The sequence below is a fragment of the Roseateles sp. Mitsp63 genome, from assembly GCF_059491535.1.
The window spans coordinates 2520442-2533100 of sequence record NZ_CP168509.1; the positions used below are offsets into that span (position 1 = coordinate 2520442).

General features: G+C 69.3%; 11 protein-coding genes. 5 read left to right on the forward strand and 6 right to left on the reverse strand.

The annotated features are described in order from the left end of the window. Window positions 1–3: 3 nt before the first annotated feature. The 3 genes from ACEN96_RS11140 to ACEN96_RS11150 are packed head-to-tail and all read right to left on the reverse strand — an operon-like array spanning window position 4 to window position 3395. Window positions 4–462 (reverse strand): response regulator, encoded by a 459-nt coding sequence (locus ACEN96_RS11140; protein WP_495588078.1) that lies wholly within the window; start codon window positions 460–462, stop codon window positions 4–6. Between the two features lie 12 nt (window positions 463–474). Next, window positions 475–2787 (reverse strand): ATP-binding protein, encoded by a 2313-nt coding sequence (locus tag ACEN96_RS11145; RefSeq protein WP_495588079.1) that lies wholly within the window; start codon window positions 2785–2787, stop codon window positions 475–477. Next, window positions 2784–3395, reverse strand: coding sequence for a biliverdin-producing heme oxygenase (locus ACEN96_RS11150; protein ID WP_495588080.1), 612 nt, complete (start codon window positions 3393–3395; stop codon window positions 2784–2786). Before ACEN96_RS11150 ends, ACEN96_RS11145 begins: the two co-directional genes overlap by 4 nt. Window positions 3396–3637: 242 nt before the next feature. Here ACEN96_RS11150 and ACEN96_RS11155 point away from each other — a divergent pair, with 242 nt between their 5' ends. After that, window positions 3638–4012 (forward strand): response regulator, encoded by a 375-nt coding sequence (locus tag ACEN96_RS11155; protein WP_495588081.1) that lies wholly within the window; start codon window positions 3638–3640, stop codon window positions 4010–4012. A gap of 253 nt (window positions 4013–4265) precedes the next feature. On the opposite strand, the gene ACEN96_RS11160 is transcribed toward ACEN96_RS11155, so the two are convergent. Together ACEN96_RS11160 and ACEN96_RS11165 are read right to left on the reverse strand one after the other, a co-directional pair. Continuing rightward, window positions 4266–5606, reverse strand: coding sequence for a sigma-54-dependent transcriptional regulator (locus tag ACEN96_RS11160; protein ID WP_495588082.1), 1341 nt, complete (start codon window positions 5604–5606; stop codon window positions 4266–4268). Next, window positions 5599–7485 carry a sensor histidine kinase gene (locus ACEN96_RS11165; protein ID WP_495588083.1) on the reverse strand — a complete coding sequence of 629 codons (1887 nt, stop codon included), beginning with the start codon at window positions 7483–7485 and terminating at the stop codon, window positions 5599–5601. Before ACEN96_RS11165 ends, ACEN96_RS11160 begins: the two co-directional genes overlap by 8 nt. 281 nt (window positions 7486–7766) lie before the next feature. Here ACEN96_RS11165 and ACEN96_RS11170 point away from each other — a divergent pair, with 281 nt between their 5' ends. The 4 genes from ACEN96_RS11170 to ACEN96_RS11185 are packed head-to-tail and all read left to right on the forward strand — an operon-like array spanning window position 7767 to window position 11370. After that, window positions 7767–8690, forward strand: coding sequence for a branched-chain amino acid ABC transporter permease (locus tag ACEN96_RS11170; protein ID WP_495588084.1), 924 nt, complete (start codon window positions 7767–7769; stop codon window positions 8688–8690). 10 nt (window positions 8691–8700) lie between these two features. After that, on the forward strand, window positions 8701–9816 hold the full coding sequence (locus ACEN96_RS11175) for an ABC transporter permease subunit (protein ID WP_495588085.1): 1116 nt from the start codon (window positions 8701–8703) through the stop codon (window positions 9814–9816). A gap of 21 nt (window positions 9817–9837) precedes the next feature. Beyond that, a complete protein-coding gene (locus tag ACEN96_RS11180) occupies window positions 9838–10629 on the forward strand; it encodes an ABC transporter ATP-binding protein (protein WP_495588086.1) in 792 nt (263 codons plus the stop codon). 24 nt (window positions 10630–10653) lie between these two features. After that, entirely contained in the window at window positions 10654–11370 is a 717-nt protein-coding gene (locus ACEN96_RS11185; protein WP_495588087.1) for an ABC transporter ATP-binding protein, read from the forward strand. Between the two features lie 197 nt (window positions 11371–11567). Here ACEN96_RS11185 and ACEN96_RS11190 read toward each other — a convergent pair whose 3' ends face one another. Beyond that, window positions 11568–12524, reverse strand: a complete 957-nt coding sequence (locus ACEN96_RS11190; RefSeq protein WP_495588088.1) for a PEP-CTERM sorting domain-containing protein — start codon at window positions 12522–12524, stop codon at window positions 11568–11570. Between the last annotated feature and the right edge of the window lie 135 nt (window positions 12525–12659).

A 12659-nucleotide genomic window follows, 5' to 3' on the forward strand; every position in this document is an offset into this window, starting at 1 on the left:
GGCTCATTCGTAGCGCCGCGCGGCGCGCAGCGATCCGGGCGGCGGCTCGTTCAGCACCGCCCAGAACACGCCCAGGTCCGCGATCGCCGCCACGAACTGCTTGAAGTCCACGGGCTTGACCACGTACGCATTCACGCCCAGCTCGTAGCTCTGCACCACGTCCGTCTCCGTCTGCGACGAGGTCAGCATCACCACCGGCACGCTCTTGAGCGTCTCGGTGCCGCGCACCGCCTTCAGCACCTCGAGCCCATTCACCTTCGGCAGCTTCAGGTCCAGCAGGATCACCGCCGGGTTGCCCTCCGCGCGGCCGGCATGCGCGCCGTCGCGCAGCAGGTAGTCCAGCGCCTGGGCACCGTCGCGCACCACGATCACCTCGTTGGCGAGCTGGCTGCGTTCGAGGGCGACCAGCGTCAGCTCGAGGTCACGGGCGTCGTCTTCGACAAGGAGGATGGGCTTCAACATGGGCGTCGGGGGTCAGTCGTCGGTGCGGGAGGCGGCGAAGGGGGAGGCCAGGGAGGCGGCGAGGGGGGAGGAGAGGGCGGCTGTGTCGCCGGAACGCGCGTCCAGCATCGCGCGCGTCGGCACGGTGAAGCTGAAGCACGCCCCGTCCTCGGGCTGGCCCCAGGCGTCGACCCGTCCGCCATGGCGCTCGACGATGCGGCGCACGCTCGCCAGGCCGATGCCGGTGCCCTCGAAGGCCTCGTTCTGATGCAGGCGCTGGAACACGCCGAACAGCTTGCCGGCGTACTTCATCTGGAAGCCCACGCCGTTGTCGCGCACGCTCAGCCCGGTGCCGGTCTCGTCCTCGATGCCGGTGATCTCGATGCGGGCCAGCTCGCGCGGCCGCGTGTACTTCACCGCGTTCGAGACCAGGTTGCGGATCGCCACCTGCAGCAGCAGCGGGTCGCCCCACAGCCGCGGCAGCGGTCCCCGCACCACCCAGTCGATCCGCCGGTCCTTGGTGAGCGTGTTCTGCTCGGCGATCAGGTCCTCGATCAGATGTTCGGCGTTGACCAGCGAATGCTTGATCGCCGAGCGCCCCATGCGCGAGAAGTCGAGCAGTGCGTCCACCAGCTGCCCGGCGTGCGCCGAGGCCTCCTTCACATGCGCGAGGTAGCGCTGCGCGCGCGCGGAGAGCGCCTCGCCCTCCGTCTCCAGCACCAGGTCGACGAAGCCCGCGATGTGGCGCATCGGCGCGCGCAGGTCGTGCGACACGGTGTACGAGAAGGCCTCCAGCTCCTTGTTCACGCGGCCCAGCTCCATCGCGACCTCGGCCATCTCCTCGGCGCGCCGCAGCACGATGCCGATCAGCGCCTGGCGCAGCTCCCGCACCGCATGGATCTCGCCGGGCGTCCACGGCAGCGACCGGCCGCTGACCTGTTCCTTCCAGCTCGCGAAGCTGCGGCGCGGGTGCAGCCGGGTGTCCGGCCCGGTCGAGGACGCTTTGCGCGGATCGCCGGCCCAGACGATGGTCTGCGCGATCTCCGGCCGGAACCAGACGATGTGATGCCGGTGCAGCCGCGAGATCGAGATCGCCAGCAGCCCCGTCATCGCGCCGAGCGAGCCGCCCAGCGACGGCGCCTCCACCGGCAGCCGGTCGCTGTGCCAGACCTGGTCGACGCGATGGGCCAGCCACTGGCCGAGTTCGAGCAGCGTGTCGTGAGCCGGCGTCTCGCCCACCGACCAGCAGCGGTCGTTGAGGATCACCGCCGCGCCGGCCGCGCGTCCCAGCCGCAGCAGCGGGCCGGGCTCGTCGACCAGGCGCTGCAGCGTCGCGTCGCTGTCCGCGAGCTGCGACACGATCGCCAGCGTCAGCTGGCGCAGGCGCAGCTGCTCGGACACCTGCTCGTTCTCCTCCTTGGCCTCGATCTGCAGCGACAGCAGCTGGCCGAGGTGCTCGCAGGCCATGCGCGTCTGCCAGGAGAGCTGACGCGGCGCGTGGTCGTGGCAGGACACCAGTCCCCACAGCTTGCCGCCGACCACGATGGACACCGACATCGACGCGAGCGTGCGCATGTTGCGCATGTACTCGAGGTGCACCGGCGAGACGCTGCGCAGCGCCGCCTGCGACAGGTCCAGCGCCGTGGCGTCGCGGCCGTCGACGAAGCGCACCGGCACGGGCTCGTATTGCGCGTCGGCGATCAGCCGGATGTGGTTGATGCGGTACAGCTCGCGCGCCTGCGCCGGAATGTCCGAGCCCGGGAAGCGATGGCCCGCGTAGAGGTCGTAGCCCGGATCGGCCGATTCGGCCAGCACCTCGCCATGGCCCTCGGCATCGAAGCGGTAGGCCAGGCAGCGGCCGAAGCCGGTGAGCCGCTTCATCTCCGCGACCACGACGCGGCAGAGCTCGTCCACCGCGCCAGTGCGCTGCATCAGCGGCACCAGGTGGCGCGCCAGGCTGTAGATCGGCGCGCGGGCGCCGGGGTCCTCGGCGTCCGGCTCGAGTTCGAAGTAGGCCAGCTCACCCAGCCGATGCCCCGACACATGCAGCCGCCGGCCGCCGATCGTCCATGCGCCGCAGGACACGGGGCCCTCGCCGTCGATCAGCGCATGGCGCGCGGCGATCACCGGATCGAGCGCGCCCTGGATGCGCGCGGGCAGCAGGTCCTGCGGCGAGGGCAGCAGCGCGGCCCAGTTCTCGCTGAAGGCGACCAGGGCGCCCTGGCGGCCATCGACCGCGGCCAGCCAGCCATGCGGCTGGATCGCGCCGGGCACGCGGATCGGCTCGCTGGCGCACTGGGCGAGCTGCAACGCCGTCGGCGTCCCGCCGGTGGGCACGGGCGTCATGACGCGGCGACCGGTTCGAAGGTCGCCAGCAGCGCCTTGAAGGTCTGGACCGCGGCGCGGCAGGCCATGGCGCGGCTCGCCGCGTCCTGGCCGGCCTGGGCGTCGGCGAACTGGCGGAACTCGCGCCACATGGCGCCGGTGCGCGCGCCGAAGCCGTTGAAGTAGGCGGCGCCGCGCTCCGGCGTCAGGCCGTGCGCGGCCAGCAGCCGCGGTGTCAACACCTGACCCCCGAGCGCCGAGCCCTCGATCACGTAGAGCGAGCCGATCGCGGCCGCCGGCGAGTCCAGGCGGATGCGTGGCTGGGACGCGCGGGCGGCGGCGCGCAGCGCGGCGTCGTCGGGCACCGCCAGGGCGGTGAGGTCGCGCGCGGCGAAACCGGCGCGGCCGCGGTCGTCGAACCAGGGCCGCAGCGGCGCCGGCAGCGCATGGCGCACGCGCGGCTCCCACAGCTGGAGGAATTCGTGGAAGCCGCGCAGGATGCGGCCGTAGCGCGCGATCGGCATCGGCGCCTCGAGGCCGAGCAAGGCCTCGATGTCGTCATGCAGGGGGCGGGTGCAGCGCCGCAGGCGGGGAAGCAGGTCGGTATCGGTCGAGACGTCGGTCGTCATGGGGGGCGGCAGGCGAGTCAGCGGCAGGCGCGGAAATGAGCGGTGAGGAGTCGCGGGGGCAATCTGCTGTCCTGCCCCCTTGAAGAAGGGGGATGGCCCGTCCAGTCGGAAAGGGGTGGAGGGCACGGAATTTGCCGTATGGCGTGATCGCCTGCCTGCGATGCGTGGATGGGGTCTGGTCTTGCGGCCGGCCTGTTGCGCGCGCGGGTGCTTCTTCTGGACGTCTTGCCGCAGGGTTTGCCATGCCACTCCATGCCGTCATCGTCGATGACAACCTTGAGTCCAGCGAGACGCTGGGCATTCTTCTCGAGCTGGAGGGCTACTCCGTGGCGACGGCCGGGACCCTGCGCGAGGCGCGCCAGCGCCTGTCCGAGCACCGCCCGGAGGTCATGATCCTGGACCGTGCCTTGCCGGATGGTCAGGGCATGGATTTCCTGGGCGAGGCCTTGCGCGAGGGTCCCATGACGATCGTCATGCTGACGGGCACGTCCAGCGCCGGTGACGCGGCGGAGGCGATCCGTCGCGGCGCGACGGCTTATCTGGTGAAGCCCGCCACGATCGACCAGTTGAAGGAAGTGCTAGACCGCGCCATCCTGGGCACCCGGCAGGCCGCATGAACGCATGAACGCATGAACGCAAGCGTTGCCGCCTCCGCATGAACTCCCTCGCCCCCCGCGAGGGGGGAGAGGGCAGGGGAGAGGGGGTGCTTCGAAGGGCAGCAGCGCTCTGGCCAGACCCCTCACCCCTCCCTCTCCCCGTCCCGGGGAGAGGGTGTTCTACCGAGCGCCTGAAGAGACGCAGGTGGCGCGCAGCGGGCATTTCAGCCCTCTCACCGTGGAGGCGAGGGGCGAATACCTTGCGGGAAGCGATTCAGCGGAAATCGTCGAGCTGGATCCCGTGCCGGTGGAGCTTGTCGTAGAGCGTCTTGCGCGGTGTCCCGAGCAGCTCCATCGCCGCTGGCACCTTCCCGCCCGAGCGCCGCAGCGCCTGTTCGATGAGCGCCTTCTCGACCATTTCCATCTGCCGCGCCAATGCCAGGTTCGGAACCGCCTGGATCGCCGCCGAGCTGTCGAGGTCGTCCAGCGCCAGCACGAACCGGTCGGCCGCGTTGCGGATCTCGCGCACGTTGCCGGGCCAGTCGTGGGCCATCAGTTCGCGCAGCTTGTCGGGGGTGAGTTCCGGCGCCGGGCGCTCGTAGCGCTTGCAGGCCTGGGCCACGAAGTGCTCGAACAGCAGCGGGATGTCCTCGCGCCGTTCGCGCAGTGGCGGCAGCACCAGCGTGGCGATGTTGAGCCGGTAGTACAGGTCGCTGCGGAACTGTCCGCGCTCGCCCATCTCCTTCAGGTCGGCCTTGCTGGCCGCGATGAAGCGCACGTTGATCGGCTGTTCCTCGTTGGAGCCCAGCCGTTCCACGCGCCGTTCCTGCAGCACCCGCAGCAGCTTGATCTGCAGCGGCACCGGCATGGTCTCGATCTCGTCGAGCAGCAGGGTGCCGCCGTTGGCGTGCTCGACCTTGCCGATGCGGCGTTTGCCGGCCGAGGTGAAGGCCCCGGACTCATGGCCGAACAGCTCGCTCTCGAACAGCGCCTCGGGCAGGCCGCCGCAGTTGATGGCGACGAAATGGCGGTCGCGGCGCGGGCTCTGGTCATGCAGGCAGCGCGCGACCAGTTCCTTGCCGGTGCCGGTCTCGCCCAGGATCATCACGTCGGCCGAGGTCGACGCCAGGTTGAGCACCTGACGCCGCAACTGCTGCATCGCCGCGGACTTGCCCAGCAGCGCCGCCTCGATGCCGCTGGCCGCCGACAGCTGCGCGCGCAGCTCGTCGGCCGAATGGCGCAGCAGCCGCAGGTCCAGCGCGCGCCGCGCGGTGTCCAGCAGCCGCTCGGGCGCGAACGGCTTCTCGATGAAGTCGTAGGCGCCGTTGCGCATCGCCTGCACCGCCATGTTCACGTCGCCGTGGGCGGTGATCAGGATCACCGGGATCTGCGGATCGGTCGCCTGCACGTGGGCGAGCAGCGCGCGCCCGTCCATGCCGGGCAGCCGCACGTCGGTGATGACGATGACCGGCGCGCCGGGCTGCACGTGCGGCAGCGCCTCCTCGGCGGAGCGGCATGGCACCACGCTCAATCCCTCGAGCTCCAGCGTCTGGGTCAGGCTGACCCGCACCGGCAGGTCGTCCTCGACGAACACGACCTTGTAGCCCTCAAACATACTGACCCTCCTCGGCCTGCCAGGTATCGACCTCCAGGTCGAATTCGAAACTCATGCCCTGTTCCAGACGGTGCGCCTTCAGCGCGCCGCCGAACTCGTGGACGATCTTGGACGAGATCACCAGCCCCAGCCCGAGGCCTTCGCCGGCGGGCTTGGTGGTGAAGAACGGCTCGAACAGCCGCGGCAGCAGCGATTCGCTCAGCCCCGGTCCGCTGTCCTGCACCTGCACGCGCACGCGCCGGCCGTCGTCGGCCGGCACCGCGGCCACGCGCAGCCGGCGCTCGTGTCCTTCATGCGCCGGCTCCGATGCGATCGCGTCGATGCCGTTGGCCAGCAGGTTCACCAGCACCTGCTCGAGCCGGTTGGACTCGGCGCTGACGCGCAGCCCCGCCGGCACCTCGACCTCGATGCGCAGGTCCAGCGCGCGGGTGCGATGGTCCAGCAGCAGCCGCGCATTGTCGACGCAGGCCAGCAGCGACACCGACGCGCGCGCCGGCTCCGCCTTGCGGGCGAAGCTCTTGAGCTGGCGGGTGATCCGTCCCATGCGCTCGACCATGTCGTCCATCGTCTGCAGGTTGTCCGCGACCGCTTGCGTGCGGCCGGCCTCCAGCAGCCGTTGCGAATTCCGTGCCAGCGCGCGCAGCGCCGTCAGCGGCTGGTTGACCTCGTGCGACAGGCCGGCCGACATCTGCCCCAGCACCGCGAGTTTGCTGGTCTGCAGCAGCTCGCCCTCGGCCTGGCGGCGCTGGGCGATCTGCTCGAGCAGCTCCTCGTTGATCTGGCGGAGTTCCGCCGTGCGCTCGTCGACGATCAGCTCCAGCTGCGCGTGCGCGTTCTGCAGCTCGGTCTTGGCATGGAACAGCTGGCGCAGCGCGCGCCGCCGCGACGCCAGGTAGAGCAGCAGCATGCCGATCGCCGCGCCGAAGGCGGCGCCGCTCCACGCCGCCAGCCGCGCCTGGCGGCGCACCTCGGACAGGTCGGACAGCGCCAGCAGCCGCAGCCCCAGCGGCAGCAGCTGCCGCTCCTGCGCCAGCAGCGTCGTGCTGGCCGGGGCGGGCGCCCGCACCAGCTGGCTGTTGTAGGCCTCCAGCGCCGGCGGCAGGTTGAGGTCGGGCCCCACGCGCGGGTAGCGCGCGCTGGCCTGCAGGCGGTCGCGGCGCTCGACGTCGGCGCGGTTGAGCACCGCGTAGCGCCAGTCCTCCACCGAACTCATGATCACCACGCCCTGGTCGTCCGAGACCAGGATGCGCTCGCCCTGCGATCTCAGGCCCAGGTCGACCCAGGTCGACTCCAGCGGCGCGAGGTTGAGCTTCACCACGATCACGCCCAGCAGCTGCTGGTTGCGGCGCAGCGGGTGCAGCAGGAAGAAGTTGGTCGAGCCGCTCAGGCCCGCCTGGCCCGCATCGGAGGCGAAGAAGTGGTGGCGGTCCTGCTCGATCGCCTGCTGCAGCCGCGCCGGCGGCGTCAGCGGCTCGCTGGCCGCGAGCACGCGCCCGCCCGGGTCGGCCACGAAGATCTGCGTCGTGCCCGCGCGCACGTTCACGCGCGCCAGCATCAGGCTGGCGGCCTTGCGCTGGGCCTCGTCGTCGGGATGGTCGACCAGCCGCACCACCGCGTCGTCGATCGCCAGCAGGCTGGGCAGGTAGGCGTGGCGGCCCAGCTCGGTCTGCAGGTTGGAGGCGTAGAGCTCGAGCCGCTCGGTGGCCAGGGCGCTGAGCTGGTCCAGGCTGGCGCGCTCGCTGAGCCGGTGGCCCAGCAGCAGCCCCAGCAGCATCAGCAGGCCCGTCATGTACAGGTAGAAGCTGGGCCTGCTCAGGAAGACCCCCAGCCGCCGGCCCAGCGAGGACGAGGCGAAGGAGGAGGTGACGACCGGTTCCATGAGAGACGACATGCGCCGCCCAGTGTGCCCAAGTTGGCGCGCGCCACGCACCCGCCAGGACGGCTTTTTTGTGACTGGCGAGGTTTCGCCCGGCTGTCGAGGCGGTTTGTGCGGATTTCCGCACCGCGTGGCGTGGCCGAGACTGGGAACACAACGTCGGCGAGTGCGCACGCATCGCACTTCGTCGGTGAATACCCTTGAAACCGACGGACTGGCACGGGGGTTGCACCCCGATCCTCGTCACGCGGCGCGAGCCGTGGCCAACAACACGCTGGGGCCTTATGGAGATACTTTTTCAGCAGATCATCAACGGCCTGGTGCTCGGGAGCATGTATGCCCTCGTCGCACTGGGTTACACGATGGTGTACGGGATCATCAACCTCATCAACTTCGCTCACGGCGAGGTGTTGATGGCCGGCGCGCTGGTGAGCTGGACCGTCGTCACGGCGCTGGCCGGCGCGGGCCTGCCGGGCTGGCTGCTGATGATCATCGCGCTGGTGTGCGCGATCGTCGTCTGCACGCTGCTCAACTTCGCGATCGAGAAGATCGCCTACCGGCCGCTGCGCAATGCGCCCAGACTGGCCCCGCTGATCACCGCCATGGGCATGTCGCTGCTGCTGCAGACGCTGGCCATGATCATCTGGAAGCCCAATCCCAAGCCCTTCCCGCAGCTGCTGCCCACCGACCCGATCCAGATCGGCGGCGCGGTGATCACGGTGACGCAGGTGCTGATCCTGGTGTCCACCGTCGTGATCCTGGGCGGCCTGCTGTTCCTGGTGAACCACACCAAGATGGGCCGCGCGATGCGCGCCACCGCCGAGAACCCGCGCGTGGCCGCGCTGATGGGCGTCAAGCCTGACGCGGTGATCTCGCTGACCTTCGTCATCGGCGCCGCGCTGGCCGCGGTGGCCGGCCTGATGTGGGCCGCCAACTACGGCACCGTGCAGCACTCGATGGGCTTCATGCCCGGCCTGAAGGCCTTCACCGCCGCGGTGCTGGGCGGCATCGGCAACCTCGCCGGCGCGATGGTGGGCGGCGTGCTGCTGGGCCTGATCGAGGCCATCGGCGCCGGCTACCTGGGCGACCTGACCGGCGGCGTGCTGGGCAGCCATTACGCCGACATCTTCGCGTTCATCGCGCTGATCCTGGTGCTCACGCTGCGTCCGTCCGGCCTGCTGGGCGAACGCGTCGCCGACCGCGCCTGAGGAACCGACCATGTTCGAGACCAAGACCTCCAAACTCATCACCTTCCTGGTCGCCGGCGCGCTGCTGCTGGTGCTGCCGCTGTTCGCGCAGTCCTTCGGCAACGGCCCGGTGCGCATCATCGACCTGGCGCTGCTGTACGTGCTGCTGGCGCTGGGCCTGAACATCGTGGTCGGCTACGCCGGCCTGCTGGACCTGGGCTACGTCGCGTTCTACGCGGTGGGCGCGTATCTCTTCGCGCTGCTCAACAGCCCGCACCTGGCGGAGAACTTCGAGCACATCGCCGCGGCCTTCCCGCAGGGGCTGCACATGCCGCTGCTGGTGGCCATCGTGCTGGCGGCCTGCCTGGCGGGCTTCTTCGGCGTGCTGCTGGGCGCGCCCACGCTGAAGCTGCGCGGCGACTACCTGGCCATCGTGACGCTGGGCTTCGGCGAGATCATCCGGGTGTTCCTGAACAACATGGAATATCCGCTGAACATCACCAACGGCCCGCGCGGCATCGGCCAGATCGACGGCGTGCACTTCCTGGGCTTCGAGTTCAGCCAGAACCACGACTTCTTCGGCTACACCGTCAACTCGGTGTCGATGTACTACTACCTGTTCCTGGCGCTGGTGATCGCGTCGGTGGTGATCTGCTACCGGCTCGAGAACTCGCGCATCGGCCGCGCCTGGATGGCCATCCGCGAGGACGAGATCGCCGCCAAGGCCATGGGCATCAACACCCGCAACATGAAGCTGCTGGCCTTCGGCATGGGCGCGACCTTCGGCGGCGTGGCCGGCTCGATGTTCGGCGCCTTCCAGGGCTTCGTCTCGCCCGAGTCCTTCAGCCTGCAGGAGTCGGTGATGATCGTGGCGATGGTGGTGCTGGGCGGCATCGGCCACATCCCGGGCGTGATCCTGGGCGCGCTGCTGCTGGCGGCGCTGCCGGAGGTGCTGCGCTACGTCGCCGGCCCGCTGCAGGAGATGACCGACGGCCGCCTGGACGCGGCCATCCTGCGCCAGCTGCTGATCGCGCTGGCGATGATCGTGATCATGCTGATCCGTCCGCGCGGCCTGTGGCCGTCGCCCGAGCATGGCAAGTCCCGGCCGCTGCCGGCCGAGGCCAAGCCCGCGGCCAAGCCGGTCTGATCAGCGCAGGAGCAACAACGAATGACTGAAACCGTACTGAAAGTGGCCGGCGCGTCCAAGCGCTTCGGCGGCCTGCAGGCGCTGTCCGATGTCGGCATCGAGATCAAGAAGGGCCAGGTCTATGGCCTGATCGGTCCGAACGGCGCCGGCAAGACGACCTTCTTCAACGTGATCACCGGGCTGTACGTGCCCGATGGCGGCACCTTCGAGCTGGGCGGCCAGCCCTACAAGCCGCAGGCGGTGCACCAGGTCGCCAAGACCGGCATCGCGCGGACCTTCCAGAACATCCGGCTGTTCGCCGAGATGACCGCGCTGGAGAACGTGATGGTGGGCCGCCACGTGCGCACCCACTCGGGCCTGGTGGGCGCGGTCTTCCGCAGCCCGGGCTTCAAGAAGGAAGAGGCCGAGATCACCGCCCGCGCCCGCGAGCTGCTGGAGTACGTGGGCATCGGCAAGCACGCCGACTTCAAGGCGCGCACGCTGTCCTACGGCGACCAGCGCCGTCTGGAGATCGCGCGCGCGCTGGCGACCGATCCCAAGCTGATCGCGCTGGACGAGCCGGCCGCCGGCATGAACGCGACCGAGAAGGTCGTGCTGCGCGAGCTGATCGACCGCATCCGCAACGACGGCCGCACGATCCTGTTGATCGAGCACGACGTGAAGCTGGTGATGGGCCTGTGCGACCACGTGTCGGTGCTGGACTACGGCAAGCTCATCGCCTCCGGCACGCCGGCGGAAGTGCAGCGCAACCCCAAGGTGATCGAGGCCTACCTCGGTGCCCACGCGGCGCAGGAAGCCCACGCGGCTCCCTGATCCCGACCCATGGAAATCGAAAAGATGGCAGACAACATCCTCCTCCAGGTCGAGGGCCTCAAGGTGGCCTACGGCGGCATCCAGGCAGTCAAGGGCGTGGACTTCGACGTGCGCGAGGGCGAGCTCGTCTCGCTGATCGGCGCCAACGGCGCGGGCAAGACCACCACGCTCAAGGCCGTCACCGGGCTGCAGCCGGTGGCCGTGGGCGACATCAAGTTCCTCGGCCGCTCGATCAAGGGCCAGGGCGCCTGGAACCTGGCCAAGCAGGGCCTGGTGATGGTGCCGGAAGGCCGCGGGACCTTCACCCGCATGACCATCACCGAGAACCTGCAGATGGGCGCGTTCATCCGCAAGGACAACGAGATCGCCGCCGACATCGACAAGGTCTTCGGCCTGTTCCCGCGGCTGAAGGAACGGCGCGCGCAGCTCGCCGGCACGATGTCCGGCGGCGAGCAGCAGATGCTGGCGATGGGCCGCGCGCTGATGGCGCGTCCCAAGCTGCTGCTGCTGGACGAGCCGTCGATGGGCCTGTCGCCGATCATGGTGGACAAGATCTTCGAGGTCGTGAACGACATCCACCAGCAGGGCGTGACGGTGCTGCTGGTCGAGCAGAACGCCAGCCGCGCGCTGGAGCTCGCCACGCGCGGCTACGTGATGGAGTCCGGCGCGATCACGATGAAGGGCGAGGGCAAGGCCCTGCTCAATGACCCGAAGGTGCGCGCCGCCTACCTCGGCGAATAAGCGCAGCGCCCACGACAAAGCGCCTTGCAGGATCTGCAAGGCGCTTTTTGTTTGCCTGTGCGCCTGTGCTTGCCTGTCCCTCGCCTGTCCTGGAAGGCCGGATCGGGCCCAAGGCCGTGCTCAAGCGATGACGGGCCGAGGCAATGAAAAAGGCCGCTCAGCCTTCGCTGAGCGGCCTTGGCCGGAAGAACTCCGGATTACTTGCGCTGGCTGCGGCGGCGCTGGGCGAAGCCCAGGCCGGCCAGGGCCAGACCGGCCAGGGCCAGGGAGCCCGGTTCCGGCACGTTGATCACCAGGGAGCCGTCCAGCGTCGACTGACGGATCAGGCCGCCGCCGGCGTTCCACAGCTGGTCCGGGGTCGGGATCGGGGGATCCACGTTGGTGTCCAGGATCCAGCTCACCGAGATGTTGTTGTTCAGCCAGTTGCTGTACAGCGTGCCCAGGCCTTCACCGGAGCTGAAGAAGTTCTGCACGAAGGCATCACCCACCGCGTAGCTGTAGTCGACGTAGCCCTTGACATTCAGGTTGGTCAGCTGGATGTCGGAACCCGTCACGACCAGGCGCAGGACTTCCTTGCCGTTGTTCGGGTCGGTCGCGGCGCTCTGGTAGTAGACGTGGAACACGCCGCCGGTGTATTGGACGTAGTCCGACACGCCGTCGCTGTTCGAGTCCACCGTCTTGCCGGTGATCTGGTACTGGTAGGTCAGGCCCCAGGCACCGCCCAGGCCGCCGACGTTGCCGGCGCCGTACTGCGGGAAGCTCACGCCGCCCGTGAAGCCGTTCAGGTCATTGCCCGGACGCGGGTTGTTCAGCGAGTCGATGTTGGTCTGCGACGGGGCGTTCGGATACGAGAAGTTCGCGCTGCCGCCGCTCAGCGTCGTGTGGCTGCCGGCCGAGAAGCCGTACGAGTTCATCACCGACGGGATGTTGGTGTCGATCACCGTGGTGCCCGGCGTCGCCGGCGAGCCCAGGTAGATCGACGTGGCCAGCGTGCCCGAGTAGCCCAGCTGGTCGAACACCGCGGTGGTGGTCAGGCCGTTCGGGTCGAGGTTGAAGTCATGACCGGTGTCGATGTACAGCGGGGCTGCCATCGCCGGCAAGGTCGCCGCCGCCAGCGCCGCGGCTGCCAGTGCGAGCTTTGCTTGCTTGAACATGTGTCTCTCCTTGAGGATGCGTCTTGCCAGATGCACGTTAGGAAGCGGCACGTGCCGGCTTCTTGTCCGACTTCAAAGCGAGGAGCGTGCCAGTGCACTTTCGTCCTTTCAAATCAACGACTTGACATTCGCTTG